This window comes from Legionella norrlandica (assembly GCF_000770585.1).
Lineage (GTDB): Bacteria > Pseudomonadota > Gammaproteobacteria > Legionellales > Legionellaceae > Legionella > Legionella norrlandica.
This window is the reverse complement of the sequence record NZ_JNCF01000061.1, coordinates 1-17,153: the sequence shown is the minus strand read 5'-3', so window position 1 is coordinate 17,153 and position 17,153 is coordinate 1. Positions and strand designations below refer to the sequence as shown.

The window sequence follows — 17,153 nt, the reverse complement described above, 5'->3', positions numbered from 1 at the left end:
TTATCATTTTGGCGCGACACCCCAATCCTAAGATAACATTTTAGCAAACATAGAAAGATATTATTAATTGTTATTAAGTCTGGTCTATAACGCAATAGGAGTACTGAAAGAACATAACAGACATTGAAGTGATTTGAGACAGGCTATATAATCCGCTTTATCAAATCTTTATGGAATATAATAATGAATGTAGCCAACGAAAATTCCCAGCCAACAGGTACCTTTACACCTGAAGATTATGCCAAAGCGATGAATTTTATAGGGCAAAACCTGCTGTCCTCTTTAACCCAATCCGTGGAAAAGTTACCACCACAACTCCGTAATCTTAAGGTAGTATCCCAGGCTTTGTCTGCATTTTTGACTAATGTGATATACAAACAATTTCCTGAGAATCATGAATCATGTCAACAAATGCTCAGTGAGATTAGTAAACTTGTAAGTGTACAACTCAACAATATCCCACAAACATCAAAGTAAACCAGCACAGCAAGACATTGCTTTGACTTTAATAAAGCACAGTAATAACGATATTGTGCTCTTATAGAATATTATTTTATGCTGTTGTTGCATTGATGGAGGAACTGAAAGATTCTATTTAAGGAGTTGTATGCCTATGTGGCTTCACATGATCTTAAAGAACCATTACGTGGAATATTAATCCCAATAGATATTAATATGATCCCCAAATCTTTAAGTATTTACTTTAAAAAAGTACCATATTCAAACTTGATCTAACACTAACAGCTACCAGTCTCCAGAAGTTTGTCTGTGACCATGATTTAGTTTAATACGAAAAGGATTATTCATGCTATCTCCCATAACTCATTTACGACACTTTATACAAAAACCAATTCCCTTTATACAACAACAATGGAAAAAAAAAGGCGATTGCTTTTCTCTGTACCTTGGACCTAAACGAACTGTAATCCTAACTGACCCTAATTTAATTCAATTAGTTCTAAATGACGAAAATTACAAAAAATGTCGTTTAATTTTTGACAAAATAATCCCCATTACAGGGGCTCAAGGCATTATTCAACTAGAAGGGAGCTTTTGGGAAAATGTTCACGCTGTTACTCAGCCTAATTTTCACCGAGCCACCTTAGAAACTTATTTACCAGTTTTTGAGAACAATATTCAGCACATAAAAGAAAATTTACTTAATACAGAAAGCAATTTTTTCTCAATCACAACACGCTATGCGCTAGCCAGCATTATGCGTATCATTCTTGGAGTTGAATGGGATGATGCTATGAAAATTATTGCCGACAATTTTATTCAATTAAATCAGAAATGTGGGCAAAAATTACGGAGTATCGCTAGCTTCCCTTTATGGCTTCCAACATCTAAAAATCAAGATTTAAAAAAACAAAGACGTTTACTACTGAATATTATAAAGAAAAAATTAAATTCTGTTGAACAACATAGCCATTGCCCTTTTTATGCCTCTTTAATGAGACAAAGTCCCGATTTTCCGGCTTTAGATCAGATTACAACTTTTTTATTTGCAGGGTTTGAAACCACTGCAGCTTCAATAGCCTTTACTTTCTACCTGTTAAGTAAGCATCAGGAAATACAACAAAAAGTATATAATGAGGTCAGCCAAATAGTACAGACTAATTCTGAGTTAAAACTACAGCACTTAAAAGCAATGAAATATACCCAGGCTGTCTATGAAGAGAGTCTTAGACTCTACCCTCCAGCCTGGATACTGGCAAGAGAAGTAAGAAAAAAAACCTCCCTTCACGGCACAATTATTAAACCAGGGACTATCATCATCATTAATGTCAGAGGCTTACATCGGCATCCTGATTATTGGTCTTTACCCAATCAATTTATCCCAGAACGGTTTATTAACTCATCCCTCACTCATAAATACGCGTATATTCCTTTTGGAATGGGTAAACGAATTTGTAGTGGCTTCCAGCTGGCTATGTGTGAAGCAGTTTACTTCATTTCTAAAATGATACTTGATTTTAAATTTGAATTAAAAGAATATGGCCGATTAAGGACCAAAGCAATGATAACACAACATCCTGAAAACAACATTGAGTTACAGGCCATTAAGCGATGACAAGGAATAATAAACTGGTTGAAACAACAATTGAAAACTATTTTGCATTAGGGTTTGAGCGCAATAAAAACTTATTTACTGAGTTTTTGCCTAATGGCTATACTAAAACCACTCTCAACAATGTTATTCCGCAATTTTATGAGGGGTTAATTAGTATAAAAATATTATTAGGGATTTTTATAACCCTCTACGATGATTTTGCTGATAATCCTAAATATCATAATCTGCAATTGCTTAGTGAGCTAATGAAAATTCCTGAGCAAGTTGGAGAAATTAATACACACCATCTATCCGATTTGGATGTAGCAATACTCTCTTTTGCTAAAAAAACATTTACCAATATCCATTCCTTTTTGCAGACCTTACCTCATGTTGAAATACTAACCCCTCTTTTATTGTTTGATCTGAATCAATTTTACAATGGGCTTAAATATTCAGTTCTAGTCAGGAATATGCCAAGCATAGCAAATTCAATGGAATGCGCTTGCTATCTACCACACAATATGGGAATTATCCTGGTAGGCATGATGGATTTAATGGCCTGTGCCCATTTAATTCTAGATGAAATAGGCACTATACGTGAGTTTTTTTGGTATGCCCAACGATTTGGAAACATTTGTAATACTCTAACAACCTTAGATCGAGAGTTGTCTGAACAAGATTTTGGTAATGAAATTGTTCTGTTGGCTAAAAAATCTTTTAGCTCATTTGAGCAAGGCAATAAACACACCATGATCAAAAATCAGTTGATTGCCGAGAGGGTAAAAATTATTAATCAATTAAGACTGTTTAAAATACATACTTTTTCTACATCCCAATATATAGAAGGCCTACTCTATTTACAAAACCTCCATCAATTAATGGAAGGGGTTATTTAATGACCCGGCGTATCGTTATTTTGGGTGGGGGGTTTTCTGGACTTTGCGCTGCCCAAAGATTAAGTCATAAGAGTAATGAGATTTCCATTATTGATAATTACTGGCTGAGAAATGATAAAAGACGCGGTATTCCCCAAGGAAACCATCTTCATGTTTTACTGCTGGAAGGCCAGAAACTGATAGAGACATTATTTCCAGGCATTTTAAAAGAACTTATAGCACATGGCGCTCAAACGGTAGATTGGTCTAAAGAAACGAGTTGGCATGGCCCCTACGGCCCTTATCCTCAATACTCATCTTCCGTTAAAACATTACTTTTTAGTCGCCATTTACTTGATAAGCTGATTTATCAAAGAATTAGAAATTGCAGTTCCGTAAGGTTTATAAAAGGTAAAGTGACTGATTTAGTTTTAAAAAACAAAACGTTGCTTTCCGTACAATACCGAGATGAAAATAATAAAATTTTTCATCTGGACGGAGATTTATTTGTAGAAGCTCGCGGCAGAGGATCTAATTTAACAAAGCTATTAGCAAATTATTCTCTTCAGCCTAAAGCAAAAAACATAAAGAATACAATACAATATCTATCAGTCAGGTTACCAGGGCAACGGGTTAATCTGCGAAATTGCAAGCAATTCTATTTCCAAACCGATGCTAAAAAAAATCCATTAGGCTTTGTTTTATCCCCAATAGAAAACGATCATTTTATATTGACCTGCATCTCAACTCTAAAAAACAAATTTAAGAGGATAAAAAATCTCCCTGAACTAATATCACTATACCAAAATACTGGCCTTGATAAACTCATCGACAGTAAAGCTGAGATAACGAATTTCAATTTTTTTTACGATCTCACTAATCAAAAAAAAGAATATAGTTCATTAAGCTTATATAATTTATTAGTTATAGGTGATGCATTATGCTATTTAAATCCAGTTTATGGACAAGGTATGACATTGGCATTAAAACAGGTTTTTGCGATGAGCAATGAAACAAATCAATCCTATCTTAAACAACAGAAAAAGATAGAAAAACAAACTCGAATGCCTTGGCTTTTAGCCACCAGCGAGGATCTACGCTGGCAAAAAAACAAACCCCTATCAGCCCGTTTTGTAAACGTAGTTCTTAGTATTCTTTTGAAAAGCGCTACAAGAAATAAACAGATCCATCATTGTTTTCTGAAAATATTACATATGACTCTAAGCCCCTATAATCTTTTAAATCCTCGCTATTACTTATTTAGGAAAAAAATATGGTAATTTTGCATCAATACCCAGCCATTTGGGGCTTACCAAGTTTATCACCCTTTTGTGTCAAGGTTGAAACCTATCTCCGTATGACTTCTATCCCCTATAAGGTAATGTGGCAAAATAACCCAAGACGAGGACCGAAAGGAAAGTTTCCTGTCTTGGAAGATAAGGGCAAGCTTATTCCTGATTCCTCATTTATCATTGATTATCTAAACATTAACTATGCGCCTGCAATGAGCTTTTCAGATCCTACTGCTCTAGCCATGCAACGTATGATCGAAGAACATTTGTATTTCATAATATTATATTCTCGCTGGATAGACGAAACTGGCATTAAAACTATCAATTCAGCATTTGCTTCTTTTTTCCCCAAACCCATGGCTTTTTTAGCCTTGAAATGGATTAGAAGACAATTAGCTCAACAAGGGTATATGCAGGGTATCGCCAGGCATAATAAAGAAGAAATTTACCACCTTGGAGTTATGGATATCAATGCCATAGCATCTTGGCTAGAAAATAAACCTTTTTGTTTAGGAGAACAGTTTTGTGCTATTGATGCTACTGTATATGCCTTCTTGCGAACCATTCAATTAACTCCCCTGCAAAACCCCTTAAAAGAAGCGTTAGAAAAACAGGATAATTTAATCAGCTACTGTGAACGCATTCATGAAACTTGGTTTCTTTAGGGAAGACTTGTTGTTTGGCAAAAACATTTTAATACCTGACTTGTATTTTCGTCTTCCTCAAACTTTCTTTTAAGCTCATTTTGATTGAAATCTTTTTGTGAGGTCTTTTTACGGCTAAAAAAGAAATTTTTTCCCAAATCTCGAAGGCTTGCAAACCTATTTTTTCTTTCAGGGGTTGAAGTATTCTCCTGTTGACAATTAATCTGTTGATCTTCATAAAATGTTTGAATATCTTCACGTGTTATTTTATAAGTCTCTTCCACAGCGCCAGAGGAGTATAATTTCTGAATCTCAAGCGTCTTGCCCAATGAAATAGCCTTAATCAACTCAGGGAAAACAAATTGCAATGAGTCAAATGCCGGCCTGAAATCACCGCTTTTATGATTAATAATTTGCAAGGTATTGCGTTCATCAAAAAAAACATTTCCTGCGGTAATACAAGAAGCATCGAATACTCTAGTAGCTCCTGTCATTTGCCAATGCGATGGAACAATACCATTAGGGCACCCTTCATGAGCAAATACAAGCTCACCATCTGTTTTTAACAAAAAACGAAGAGCTTTGTAAACCTTATTTCCGCGAATTTCCTTGTGACAAGTTTTATCTTTAAGTAATTGATTAATCTTATTAGGTTTTACTATAAGTGGCGAGCTATTATTATCATAATGTCTGATTGTACCTGTCATTAAAATAGGTCTTTTGATATAGTCTTGGTTAAATAGCTCAGATAACATGTAAAACCCCTAAAAGAACAAAATTTAGACTATTTTACAATGAAAATATTAAATAAATATTAAAAAAACAACTAAACGAGTTATTAAAGGTTGATTTGAACAAAAAACCTCCAATTGATATTTGAAAATAGGGCAGTAGGCTTCCCGATAAAACGACAAAAGCCACTCAAAGGCGGCTTTTGGGGTAAACTTGACGGAGATGCGTTATCTCTCGATAGTCTACACTTTAAATATAGGTCAGTTTCAAAGGAGTGTCAAAAGTTATACTACCTGATTAATTATTAAGGGATAAACCACAGAGAATGTTATGAGAGCAATATGGTCTGGTTCCATCAGTTTTGGATTGGTCAACATACCTGTCAAACTATACAGTGGCACAGAAAGTCATACCTTGAATTTTGATTTGTTAAGGAAAAAAGATCTTTGCCCAATACAATATTCTCGTATTTGCCGAGCCGATGGTAAGGAAGTACCCTGGGAGGATATTGTCAAAGGATACGAATACAGAGAGGGTGATTACATCATTCTTGAAAAAGCCGATTTTGAAAAGGCTAGCGCAGAAAAGACCCGTACTTTTGAAATCAATGAATTTGTAAAAGAAGAAGAAATCGATTCCATTTTTTATGATACACCCTATTTCCTTGAGCCCCAAAAAGAGGGGAAAAAAGCCTATGCACTGCTTCGTGAAGCTCTGAAGCAAACAAAAATGGTAGGTGTTGGAGAGTTTGTTATGCGTAATCGCGAGAATTTGGCAGTGCTCAAACCTTACGGTGATTTGTTGTTATTAAATAAGCTCCGTTATAAAGAAGATATCCGTAATCCTGAAATGCTTTCCTTACCTGAATCGGATTTAATTAAGGAAAAAGAATTAAAAATGGCAAAGCAACTAATTGAACAATTAACTGGTCAATTTAAGCCAGAAGAGTATAAAGATACTTATATTAATGACCTTAAAAAGCTAATTGAAGCGAAAGCCAAAGGTAAGAAATTTAAAAAACTGAGGGAAGTTTCTCCTCCTGAAAAAGTAACGGATATTATGGAATTACTGAAAAAAAGCTTAAAATCAAAAAAAGCTTCCTAAACAGGCCGAGTTAAATACCTAGAAAAAACTCAGTCCCTGCGTATTACCAATTTTCCAGAAATCAGCCCAAACATCCTCTTTTAATTCTTTTAATCGCTTAGGCAAAGTTTTGATGGTATAGAAAGTATCTTGTATATTATCTGTTAACTCTTCCCAAGCTATCGGCGTTGCAACTGGCGCATGGAGTTTGGCGCGAATAGAGTAAGGAGCAATTGCTGTGGCATTACGTTGATTACGCAAATAATCGAGAAATAATTTACCTTTTCGCTCGGCTTTAGACATATTGGTTACGTAATTATCTGGGCGCTGCTGTTGAATAAATTGTACAAAAAGATGAGTAAATTGCTTGATAATCTCCCATTCGTAATGCGGACTAATAGGAACAACCACATGAAGTCCTTTGCCGCCAGTCGTTTTGACAAAAGATTGGAGATTCAATTCTTCAAGGTATTTTTTCATCTCAAGGGCCGCTTTCATTACTTCTTTCCAGGGCACCTCCGAGGCTGGATCGATATCAAAAACAATAATATCAGGCTTTTCCAGCTGATGAATCTGACTCCCCCAAGGATGAATTTCTAAAACCCCCATCTGCACAAGTCCTAACAACCCCGCTTTATCATCTAGATAATGATAATACTCAATAATATTATCCTCTTGATTCGGAATAGGAGCAGGCTTTAGTGCTTTAGATGAGGATTGGTTGATATGCTTTTGATAAAAGCATTCATTATAATTATCTGGACACCGTACCAAAGTAAGAGGACGGTTTTGTATATAGGGTAATATCCAGGGACAAATATCATCATAATACTCATAAATCTGCATTTTAGTGATTTCATCCTCAGGATACAGTATTTTATTGGGATTAGATAAAGGAAATGGGTGGGCACTGACTTTTGGAGATAGTTTAGGGAATTTTTTCTCTAGCTCATTGGTATCTTCTTCCCTCTCTCGAACGACTTCAGTGGCTTTTTTATCCTCACGTAACCCCTTAAAACTAGGATGCCTTAATCGGCCCTTATCAGTCCATTCGCTAAAAGCAATTTCAGCAACCAGTTCCGGCTCTACCCAGATTGCGTCTTTCGTTTCAGGGGGATTGGAATGAAATGGATTTTTATGAATGATTAATTTTTTCAGTTTTTTATAAAGATATTCAAACGAAGTTTTAGTAAATCCGTCCAACTTTGCCACAAAAAACTAACGACCCAGTATTATCATAAAAACCTAAAAATAAAGAGCTAAAGTAAACACGAGACCCCCGTGGTTTTGAGAATCCCCCAATGATAAATTCTTGTTGATGGAGGCATTTTATCTTTAGCCATGATTTGCTTCGCTGATGAATATAAATGCTATCTATTCTTTTGGAAATAATTCCTTCCAAGGCAAACTCACATGCCCGTTCATAAAACTCTTTGCCTTGCCCCATCACATGGTCACTATAACGAATACATACATCAGCATAAAGAAGTAATGGTTCAATTAATGCTTTGCGATTCAGTAGAGGCAAATCACAAACATTCCATTGATCATAATACAGCACATCAAAGACGTAATAAATTAAGGATAAATCATTATTCAATTTAATGGAATTTTGCAATAATTGCAAACTTGAACGATTTTTCTCATCAAGCACAACCACTTCACCATCTAAAATACAATGCTTTAGTGGAAGGGCTTTGACCTTCTCAGCAATATTTTTAAACTGTTGTGTCCAATTCTTTTGATTACGAGATAATAAAACCACCTTGTTATCGTTTTTGAAAGCCAAAATACGATAGCCATCTAATTTAATTTCATGAAGCCAATTCTCACCGGTTGGAGGATTTTCAACAAGCGTAGCAAGCTCAGGTAACACCTCCTTTGGCATGCTGGATTTGGGCAAATCCAATGCTGCTGGCTTAAACGGGGCCTTTGGGTTGGTAAGCCTCAGTCCCTCTTTTTGAGTCCATACTGCATATGAAGCTCCTTTGATGTCATCAAGTGATCTCTCCGTTAAAACACTATTAGGTTTTTCTTTTGTGATATCCTCTGTCTCATTGGCATAATCGTCCTTGTACTTAATTAAGAACCAAGCATTGTCTTCTTTTTTAAATCGAATTAAGTCCCATCGCCCTTTTAACTTTTCAGCATGCAGTTCAAAGCGCAAATGACCTTTTTTATAAGCCTGAAGGGGTTTTTTATCCAAAGATTTCCAGTAGCCTCTATCCCATAACATGACTGTACCGCCACCATATTCTCCTTTGGGAATAATGCCTTCAAAATTACCGTATTCAATAGGGTGATCTTCTACATGTATTGCCAAACGCTTCTCTCTTGGGTTAAAAGAGGGCCCTTTGGGAATTGCCCAACTTTTTAAGACACCATCAAGCTCAATGCGAAAATCATAATGAAGCTGTCTTGCAGCATGTTTTTGAATAACAAACAGATGACCGTTCTTAGCCTGAACCTCTCCCTTTGGCTCTAGTGTTTCATCAAAATCCCTTTTTTGGTGGTATTGCTCTAAGCTCATCCCATCCCCTTATACCCAACTCCTCTTTCTCTAATTATAGATTTTCCGCCAGAGGAAATTGCCGCAATCTCAGAATTATCATTTAATGGGAATAATGCTCACTTTACAAACAATTGTCATTAGAGGGAAAATAGGCTTTTCAATGGGTTTGACCTCGAATTAATTTATGCTATCTATTTCCCATATTCTATTACTCACAATCAGCAATATATTAGTACAATACCCCTTCGAGATATTTGGCTATCATACTACTTGGGGTGCAATTACTTATCCTGCAATTTTTATTCTAACCGATATTACTACCAGAATATTGAGTGCCGATATTGCGAGGAAAATTATTTTTAGAAGTATGCTACCTGGATTATTTATCTCCTATATCATAGCCAGCTATATGGAAACCCACAGCACTTTCAATTGGAGTGACTTACTAATAATTCACCCTATGCCATTACGTATTGCCTTGGCCAGTTTTCTTGCCTATACAGTAGGTCAATTTCTTGATATCTTTGTTTTTCAAAGTTATAGAAATTATTCATCCTGGTGGTTAGCACCATCTCTTTCCACTACGGTGGGTAATCTAATTGATACCATATTATTTTTTACCGTAGCCTTTTACCATTGTTCTAATCCATTTTTAAATCAACATTGGCCAGAAATAGCTGCCGTAGATATGCTTTTTAAAATTACAATTAGTTTAATTGCTTTTGTACCAATATACGGATTTGTTTTAAATATTCTTCATGCAAAATATTTGAACAAAATAGTAACATAAGCACTTAAAAATGCGTAAACATGGGAGGCTATAAATTAATTAAATGCCTTCGTATCTAGAGTACTGAATCATTTAAATAGATACACCTACCACGGTCATCTCAACATCCAGCAACTTGCCCACAGGATCCATCTCTAGGAGATTGTTGATCTGGATTATCCTCTGCTTTATTCTCATCTTTGGAAAGAGAAACAAGAATATCTACTGGAATTCTATAATTAAAGAAAGAAGGAAGTCTATGGTTAATCTTTGGCCTATCAAGGGTGGGATGAGTTAGTGCAGAATGAGTTGTCTCTAATTTTATTTCCTGAGTCTCCCTATTGTTTTCTGACTCATTCAATTTTGCCAAAAGTAATTCGGCTTTTCTCTTTTCAACTATCCCTTTTGGAATATCAGAAGGGTTATTGATAATCGTTTCCGCATCATTTCCATATTTATCTCTCATATCCATTTCCCTGGGTTATGTAAAAGTAATATTCCATGGTAATGTAGAACATTATTTTATTTCAAGAGAGCCATGCTAAGCATAATAAAGCTATTAACTCAGTTTGCACCAATTTGCTTTTTTCATGAATCGATAAGCCCTATGTCAGTGCTCAAGAAACCATCTTAGTACCACCTCACAAGTACGACAACTACCCATTAAGGTTAGTTGGGGGATAACATTTTGGGGTCCTAAAAACCAAGTACAAACAATGAATCATCAGGAGCAATTGATTCGTTTAATATAAGAAAGTGTTACAGTAATAAAATTGTTTTCTCTTTCTCAATTAAAGTTCCGGTGCTATATTCTACCAAAGATAAGTTATCCTGTTCATATGCTACCTGTAAACCCAAATCAAACCCGGGCATAACTCTGCCATACAATAAAAGAGAGGTTTATTAAAAAATGTGGAAAACTGGTATCCTTATTCTGCTCTTTGGCTTGTTTACAACAAGTATCAGGACACTTCATGCAGAAGGAAATAAAGAAGGTCATTTTAATAATTTAGAGAATTATTCATCTCAAACCAAAGACCTATGTCAATCAGTAGCAAACTTATCCGTGCCAAACCAAAATCAGCTTGCTGAAACCAGCAGAGCCTCTCTTAAAAATTGTGATTCGCTTGATCTCTATTATGGCTTTAGTGCCGCTCCCAATTATACTAAAGCTTTTCAATGCGCCTTAATGAATAAAGATTATAGTGTCTTGGTAATGATTTATGCCAATGGACGAGGCGTACCCTTTGATCCAGATCTTGCAATACACTTTGCTTGTATGATGGAGGATGCAGCTCCCGCAGAAATGGATGGTCGAATTGCTCACCTTGCTCAGATAAAAAAGAGTAATAAGCAATCCTCTTTCGATATTTGCGATGACATTACCAGTGGGTACATGATGGGATGGTGTTCTTCAATTGATCAACGTTTAGAAGATGCTAAACGAAATAAAAAAATTAATGCTTTAATAAGTAAATGGACTCCTCAAGAACAAATTTTGTATCAACAAGTTATAAAAACTGGTGCTGCTTATATCCATGATCATTCTATGTATGAAATTGATTTATCAGGTACCGCTAGAGGCGCCTTTGCTATTAATGCACAATTAAGGCTCAATCAGCATATCTTTGAATTAATACAAAAAACAAATCAATGTGCTATTCCACATGCGACTACAAAACAATATCAAAAATCTGATATTCAACTGAATAATATTTATAAAAAAGTAATGTCTGTTCCCTCCTTTCAATATACTACCATCACCAAGGAAGGTATTAAGAAAACGGAAATAGCTTGGATTAAATACAGAGATGCCTGGGTTCAGCTTGGCCGAGTAAAATGTCCACAAATTAGTTCTGAAAGCTGGCAAGTCTTCTTGATTCAAGATCGAATCAAACTATTAAATGAAATCCTCGAATTATCTGAATAATTTAGGGAACGGATCTATTAATACTTCGCATAAACTTCTGGTGAAGCGAAATTCAATAAAATACTGTATATTTTCTTATTGATAATACTGAAGGGATCACATTAAATGACTAAAATAACAACCATCCACCGCTGGCTGCCTTTGGTTATATTAATCGGATTATTGATCCTTTTCTTCAGTTTACGCCTTGATAGATATTTAACTTTTAATACCATACGAGAAAATCGTACTTTGCTCATTTCATGGACTCAGAACCATTACTTCCTGACCGCATCGATTTTTGTTATTTGTTATACACTTGCTGTTGCTATCTCTATTCCAGGAGCAACGTTTCTTACTTTAACTGGAGGCTTTTTATTTGGAGTATTCTGGGGCGTTATATTTGTAATCATTAGCGCCACACTTGGAGCAACTATACTTTTTTTTGCAGTAAGCACCACGCTTGGGGAATGGTTAGCTCAATGGGCATCAGGGTGGATAGAACGCATGCGTCGAGGATTTCAAGACAACGCTTTTTCCTATTTAATTACCTTACGCTTAATTCCTTTATTTCCCTTTTGGGTAGTTAATATTGTGCCTGCCCTTTTAAATGTTCCGGCAAAAACATTTATTACGGCGACATTCCTTGGAATTATTCCAGTGACAATCGTTTATGTGATGATAGGCAATAGTTTAAGTCAAATTTTTGCTGCTAATCAAACCCCCAATCTTGGAGTTATCCTTGAGCCGCAAATATTAATCCCATTATTGGCACTGGCTACTCTCTCCTTGATGCCTGTATTCTATCGACTCTTAACTCGTAATCACCCTAAGCGAAAAAGTGAACCTGCTATAAACAAGACAATAAAATGTGACTTAGCCATTATTGGTGGTGGATCAGCTGGCTTGAGCCTAGCTGCTGGTAGCTCACAATTAGGTCTTAAAGTTATTTTGATTGAATCAGGCAAAATGGGCGGTGATTGTTTAAATTATGGTTGTGTCCCATCCAAGTCACTATTGGCTGCTGCTAAAGCTTTTTACAATGCAAAACACTCAACTCATTTAGGATTACAAGCCAAAGACTTGAAAATTGATTTTCAGCAAGTAATGCAACACGTACATCAAGTCATAGATAATATTTCTGAACATGATTCAGTCCAGCGTTTTAAGTCATTAGGAGTGCATGTTATTCAAAAAACTGGAAAATTCTTAGATCCTAACTCCTTACAAGCTGGTGATGTAATTATTCAAGCCAAACGTTTCGCAGTTGCAACGGGTTCCTCACCTTTTATTCCTCCTATTCCTGGCCTGGACTCAGTACCTTATCTTACTAATGAAACCATTTTTGATTTAAAAGAGCAGCCCAAACACTTAATTGTGATCGGTGGTGGCCCGATTGGTTGCGAGCTTGCTCAAGCATTCGCCATGTTAGGTTCACAAGTTACTATTTTAGAAGGATTAAATATCCTTCCCAAAGATGATAAAGATTGTGTACAAATAATACGCCACCAATTTGAAATGATGGCTATTGCCATCCACGAACAAACCAAAGTTCAACAAATAGAATCTAATGCGGATGCAAGCATTACAGTATCCTTTGAAGCCCAAAGCAAACAATGGACTGTTAGCGGTAGTCATTTACTCATTGCGACAGGTCGACGTGCCAATATTGGCAATCTTGATCTGGAAAAAGCAGGAGTTCAATACACTTCTCAAGGTATTGAGGTAAATAATCGTCTACAAACCAGCAATAAATATATATACGCCATTGGAGATGTCACAGGACCTTATCAATTTACTCATATGGCCAGTTATCAAGCTGGCATCGCTTTACGCAATATTGTGTTTAAAATTCCTGCCAAAATTAATTATCACGCTATTCCCTGGGTCACCTATACAGAACCTGAGTTAGCTCATGTCGGTATGCTTGCCAGTGAAATTTTAAAACGCCCTGACTTTCAAGTGACCGAATGGCCTTTTGTAGATAATGATCGCGCTCAAACTGAGGGAACTCTTAGGGGGAAAATCAAAATCATCACCAATAAAAAAGCAAAAATTCTAGGAGTAACCATTGTGGGACCTCACGCCGGAGAGCTCATTTTACCTTGGGTCATGGCTATTCGTGAGCAAAAAACATTACGAAGTTTTACAGATACTATTGCTCCCTATCCAACCTTAAGTGAAATCAGCAAACGGGTTGCCGGCGAATTTTATGCACCTAAGCTATTTTCTAGCAAAACACGATCTCTCGTTCGTTGGTTACAAAAATTATGGTAATCCGATGGCATCTTAAGTCATTAGGCGTTTTATTGCTGCCATGATAATAAGATAAATAAAACTCATATAAATAACAGTCACCAAGTGTCCTAACACTATGAGAAATCCATCTTTTTCTATTAATCCCAAGCCAAAAATAATAATCACTATTGCAAAAATAAAATTACTGAACGGAATAGGCAGCATCAGAAACATAGCTAAACAAAAAATGACACTTCCTGTGATTATTTCCATTGGCCGATTGGTCATGAACGTCCATCGCGGTTTCAAAAAATATTCAACTCTAATTAAATACGGTACAAAACTATGAACAATTTTAGAAATACTTTTATGATGAATAGTGCGTTTTGCAATGATTGGGGGTAACCATAAAGTTTTCCGAGCAAAGATCATTTGGCAAGCAAAAAGTAATATAGGAACGCTAAAAACAAAAGAAACCCCAGGAATAAAAGAAAAAGGCAACGCAATCGGTAAAGCAAAAAAAATCAATGCAATACCAAAAACACGTTCTCCAAGTGCTTGCAAAATGCGCTGGAATGTTATCTCTCCTTTCAATTCCTTATGATTCGCAATCCCCAAAAGAATACTAGAGGTGCGTCCACTATTACTTTTTTTCATAATTGACTCATTTTTTATGAACATTTTACGCTGATCGTATAGTAACCAATCATTATTCTTGAGCCTATTCTATTCAGTTAAGCAGACCTATACTTCTCCACTTCTTTAGCAAACCGATCAAGAAACCCTTGTAATAAATTTCGAGTGGACTCTACAGTAATGGAAAAATTGCTATCAATGAGTCCATCTTTATAAACAAGATAAATTTCCGGCTGCCCAATATAAATTCCATCTATCGCCACCATAATGCTCCGCAAATGCGATTGAGCTACTGCGGTTCCAATAGCTCCTGGACTTGTTCCAATAGCAGCCATTAGCTTTCCTGCCCATACATTTTCTCCATAGGGCCTTGTTCCCCAATCTATAATATTCTTCAACACACCTGGAATAGATCTGTTATATTCTGGCGTCACAAATAAAACGGCATCTGCGTCAGCAATCTCTTTTTTTAGTCGGATAACTGATTTTGGCAGATTATCATCAAGATCTTGATTATAAAGAGGGATATCGTCAATTTTAATCTGGGAAAGTTGGAGTGTCGGGTGTTTGAGCCTATCTAAAGCCAATGTTAGCTTACGGTTAAACGATTCTTCACGAAGACTTCCTACTATCACGGCTATTCTGAACATAAATTTTTCCTTAAATTCACTCACTAGTAATAAATCCATCTCAATAGATGATTATCTATTATAGAATAGCATGTTCTTACAAACTTAATTTTTATTTAAAGGAGAAACTATGGTACGCATATAAGCGCAGTATATTTCATTCTCAAAAAGATACAAACAGAACAAGAAGGTTAGTATATAAAGTACAAACACAAGTTTTGCTAGCCAATCATAAGAGGCTGGTATAAAATAGATCTTAATGGAAAGATTATGCCATCAAATTACAGGATTTAGATGTCTCTAAAAACCTGGCGAGGCAACCTAAGGAATTAAGGAAGCTGCTTATGAAAGCTTTACTAAAATTGTGTCAATTTGCCAAAACATCCAATCCTTCAAAAATTATAGAAGCTTATAAATCAATGAAACCTGGGATCATATCTGGATCACTGTCTGGTAACCGTTGGCGTTACACAAGTATGGGTAAAACATTAGACTACATCACAGATCCTGAAAAGCTTGAAGAGTTAAGCTTCCATGCCTCTAATAATTTAAAATTATGGGAAAAGGAAAAAATTGCAGCTCCTCAAAAAGTAGAAGTAGTGAATCGAGACTGGGGTGATGCTACTTTGGAAGCGACTAAAAAGCATGGGAAAGCCTACCCTGTTCTCAATATGGCAAACCCTGATTTTCCTGGTGGTGCCGTTTTAGAGGGAGGAAGAGCTCAAGAAGAAAATATGTGGCATCGTACTTCATGTGCCCTTTCATTGCTCTCCAAAGGCATTTACTTCGATGAAGCACAAAATTGTTTTCGTTATGATCCTAAGACCAGGAAACTGTTGGAAGCCCAGGAAAAGATGAATACTGAAGAACTGGGAATATTAAGTAAGCAACAAGGAGAAGACTTTCCAGAAGCTTTTAAAGTCTTTTTCAATGACCAACAACAAATCTGCTTTCGTGGACCTGAAGTATTAGTTCCTCAAGACATGGAAGGTATAGGACTGAAGGACAATTTAATTGCTGACAGTGCAATGAGTTTTTCTTTTCTTCCAAAAGACAAAATATTCCCTTTTTATGAATTGAGATCTGCTGCCCCTGAACTTACTGGTAAGCAAATTGATTGGAAAAATAAGGAATTTTTAACAGAATATACTAAAGAATTGAGGCGTCGCATAGGTGGTCAACTGGATACATTGATACTTCATAGAAAGCCTGATGTCATTCTAGGCGCCTGGGGATGCGGAAGTTTTAAAAATGACCCGAGAATTATCGCTAGAATATATCGTGAAGAAATTGAAAAACGATCCCAACATTTCCAACACATTGTATTTCCGATAATCAATACTGATAGAACCAATAATTTTGAGATATTTCAAGAGCATCTGGACGGATTGAAGCTTGGAAAAGCAGTTCACAATTCGAGTCTCCAGAAAACATCACCAAGTTCGGCTAATCCTTATAGCTTTCATACGTCAGAGGGCAGTAACCCCAAAGAGACACCAAAAGATGAATCCAAAGAGCCCGGTGATGGTGATTCACCTCCATCTTGTAATATCCTTTAAGAGGTATAAAAGAGGAAGATACATTTATTTTTAAGAAATAGATTTTCATAGAAGGACTATTTTCTTGCCACCTATTTCTTAAGATGGAAAATAATCTAAACTCGAAATTCAATATTTATCTGCTATGCTTTAAATTAAATCATATTGATTTAATTTATCATTCGGTTTATTCGAATGGCGCATAGGAGTTTTTATTATGAGATTTATAGGCAAAGGAAG

General features: G+C 35.9%; 16 protein-coding genes. 10 read left to right on the top strand and 6 right to left on the bottom strand.

The window, feature by feature from the left end; translation table 11 throughout:
- Positions 1-183: 183 nt before the first annotated feature.
- From OK13_RS11545 to OK13_RS11525, 5 genes are all read left to right on the top strand, one after another.
- Positions 184-477 (top strand): hypothetical protein, encoded by a 294-nt coding sequence (locus OK13_RS11545; RefSeq protein ID WP_035890933.1) that lies wholly within the window; start codon positions 184-186, stop codon positions 475-477.
- A 328-nt stretch (positions 478-805) separates the two neighbouring features.
- Positions 806-2,074, top strand: a complete 1,269-nt coding sequence (locus OK13_RS11540; RefSeq protein ID WP_035890932.1) for a cytochrome P450 — start codon at positions 806-808, stop codon at positions 2,072-2,074.
- Positions 2,071-2,952 carry a hypothetical protein gene (locus tag OK13_RS11535; protein WP_035890931.1) on the top strand — a complete coding sequence of 294 codons (882 nt, stop codon included), beginning with the start codon at positions 2,071-2,073 and terminating at the stop codon, positions 2,950-2,952. The genes OK13_RS11540 and OK13_RS11535 overlap by 4 nt, the downstream gene beginning before the upstream one ends.
- The gene (locus tag OK13_RS11530) at positions 2,952-4,211 is read left to right on the top strand and encodes an NAD(P)/FAD-dependent oxidoreductase (RefSeq protein ID WP_035890930.1); all 1,260 of its coding nucleotides are present in this window, start codon (positions 2,952-2,954) and stop codon (positions 4,209-4,211) included. Before OK13_RS11535 ends, OK13_RS11530 begins: the two co-directional genes overlap by 1 nt.
- Positions 4,205-4,888, top strand: a complete 684-nt coding sequence (locus OK13_RS11525) for a glutathione S-transferase family protein (RefSeq protein WP_035890929.1) — start codon at positions 4,205-4,207, stop codon at positions 4,886-4,888. Before OK13_RS11530 ends, OK13_RS11525 begins: the two co-directional genes overlap by 7 nt.
- On the opposite strand, the gene OK13_RS11520 is transcribed toward OK13_RS11525, so the two are convergent.
- Positions 4,885-5,622, bottom strand: a complete 738-nt coding sequence (locus OK13_RS11520; protein ID WP_241480547.1) for a hypothetical protein — start codon at positions 5,620-5,622, stop codon at positions 4,885-4,887. The two genes, OK13_RS11525 and OK13_RS11520, sit on opposite strands and share 4 nt — an antisense overlap.
- A gap of 307 nt (positions 5,623-5,929) precedes the next feature.
- Between OK13_RS11520 and ku the strand changes: the two genes are divergently transcribed.
- Positions 5,930-6,703: a non-homologous end joining protein Ku gene (ku, locus tag OK13_RS11515; protein WP_035890928.1), complete on the top strand. Its 774-nt coding sequence runs from the start codon at positions 5,930-5,932 to the stop codon at positions 6,701-6,703.
- 18 nt (positions 6,704-6,721) lie between these two features.
- On the opposite strand, the gene ligD (OK13_RS14870) is transcribed toward ku, so the two are convergent.
- Complete coding sequence (gene ligD / locus OK13_RS14870) at positions 6,722-7,894, bottom strand: DNA ligase D (protein ID WP_206538905.1); 1,173 nt, start codon at positions 7,892-7,894, stop codon at positions 6,722-6,724.
- Positions 7,869-9,212, bottom strand: a complete 1,344-nt coding sequence (ligD, locus tag OK13_RS14865; protein ID WP_206538904.1) for a non-homologous end-joining DNA ligase — start codon at positions 9,210-9,212, stop codon at positions 7,869-7,871. The genes ligD (OK13_RS14870) and ligD (OK13_RS14865) overlap by 26 nt, the downstream gene beginning before the upstream one ends.
- Before the next feature lie 166 nt (positions 9,213-9,378).
- Between ligD (OK13_RS14865) and OK13_RS11505 the strand changes: the two genes are divergently transcribed.
- Complete coding sequence (locus tag OK13_RS11505; RefSeq protein ID WP_035890927.1) at positions 9,379-9,984, top strand: 7-cyano-7-deazaguanine/7-aminomethyl-7-deazaguanine transporter; 606 nt, start codon at positions 9,379-9,381, stop codon at positions 9,982-9,984.
- A 100-nt stretch (positions 9,985-10,084) separates the two neighbouring features.
- Here the strand turns inward: OK13_RS11505 and OK13_RS11500 are convergent, their stop codons facing one another.
- On the bottom strand, positions 10,085-10,429 hold the full coding sequence (locus OK13_RS11500) for a hypothetical protein (RefSeq protein WP_035890926.1): 345 nt from the start codon (positions 10,427-10,429) through the stop codon (positions 10,085-10,087).
- A 444-nt stretch (positions 10,430-10,873) separates the two neighbouring features.
- On the opposite strand from OK13_RS11500, the gene OK13_RS11495 reads away from it, so the two are divergent.
- Positions 10,874-11,893, top strand: a complete 1,020-nt coding sequence (locus tag OK13_RS11495; protein WP_035890925.1) for a lysozyme inhibitor LprI family protein — start codon at positions 10,874-10,876, stop codon at positions 11,891-11,893.
- Positions 11,894-11,998: 105 nt separating this feature from the next.
- Positions 11,999-14,149 (top strand): FAD-dependent oxidoreductase, encoded by a 2,151-nt coding sequence (locus tag OK13_RS11490; protein ID WP_081964924.1) that lies wholly within the window; start codon positions 11,999-12,001, stop codon positions 14,147-14,149.
- Positions 14,150-14,161: 12 nt separating this feature from the next.
- Here OK13_RS11490 and OK13_RS11485 read toward each other — a convergent pair whose 3' ends face one another.
- Entirely contained in the window at positions 14,162-14,767 is a 606-nt protein-coding gene (locus tag OK13_RS11485; RefSeq protein WP_035890924.1) for an exopolysaccharide biosynthesis protein, read from the bottom strand.
- 77 nt (positions 14,768-14,844) lie between these two features.
- Positions 14,845-15,396, bottom strand: coding sequence for an NADPH-dependent FMN reductase (locus OK13_RS11480; protein WP_035890923.1), 552 nt, complete (start codon positions 15,394-15,396; stop codon positions 14,845-14,847).
- A 323-nt stretch (positions 15,397-15,719) separates the two neighbouring features.
- Here OK13_RS11480 and OK13_RS11475 point away from each other — a divergent pair, with 323 nt between their 5' ends.
- Positions 15,720-16,934, top strand: a complete 1,215-nt coding sequence (locus OK13_RS11475; protein ID WP_081964923.1) for a poly(ADP-ribose) glycohydrolase domain-containing protein — start codon at positions 15,720-15,722, stop codon at positions 16,932-16,934.
- Positions 16,935-17,153 lie beyond the last annotated feature (219 nt).

Coding starts and splice junctions, on each gene's coding strand:
- OK13_RS11490 (WP_081964924.1), top strand. CDS start 11,999: ATGACTAAAATAACAACCATCCACCGCTGGCTGCCTTTGGTTATATTA.
- OK13_RS11495 (WP_035890925.1), top strand. CDS start 10,874: ATGTGGAAAACTGGTATCCTTATTCTGCTCTTTGGCTTGTTTACAACA.
- ku (WP_035890928.1), top strand. CDS start 5,930: ATGAGAGCAATATGGTCTGGTTCCATCAGTTTTGGATTGGTCAACATA.
- OK13_RS11480 (WP_035890923.1), bottom strand. CDS start 15,396: ATGTTCAGAATAGCCGTGATAGTAGGAAGTCTTCGTGAAGAATCGTTT.
- OK13_RS11485 (WP_035890924.1), bottom strand. CDS start 14,767: ATGAAAAAAAGTAATAGTGGACGCACCTCTAGTATTCTTTTGGGGATT.
- ligD (WP_206538904.1), bottom strand. CDS start 9,212: ATGAGCTTAGAGCAATACCACCAAAAAAGGGATTTTGATGAAACACTA.
- OK13_RS11525 (WP_035890929.1), top strand. CDS start 4,205: ATGGTAATTTTGCATCAATACCCAGCCATTTGGGGCTTACCAAGTTTA.
- OK13_RS11535 (WP_035890931.1), top strand. CDS start 2,071: ATGACAAGGAATAATAAACTGGTTGAAACAACAATTGAAAACTATTTT.
- OK13_RS11505 (WP_035890927.1), top strand. CDS start 9,379: ATGCTATCTATTTCCCATATTCTATTACTCACAATCAGCAATATATTA.
- OK13_RS11530 (WP_035890930.1), top strand. CDS start 2,952: ATGACCCGGCGTATCGTTATTTTGGGTGGGGGGTTTTCTGGACTTTGC.
- OK13_RS11545 (WP_035890933.1), top strand. CDS start 184: ATGAATGTAGCCAACGAAAATTCCCAGCCAACAGGTACCTTTACACCT.
- OK13_RS11500 (WP_035890926.1), bottom strand. CDS start 10,429: ATGAGAGATAAATATGGAAATGATGCGGAAACGATTATCAATAACCCT.
- OK13_RS11475 (WP_081964923.1), top strand. CDS start 15,720: ATGAAAGCTTTACTAAAATTGTGTCAATTTGCCAAAACATCCAATCCT.
- OK13_RS11540 (WP_035890932.1), top strand. CDS start 806: ATGCTATCTCCCATAACTCATTTACGACACTTTATACAAAAACCAATT.
- OK13_RS11520 (WP_241480547.1), bottom strand. CDS start 5,622: ATGTTATCTGAGCTATTTAACCAAGACTATATCAAAAGACCTATTTTA.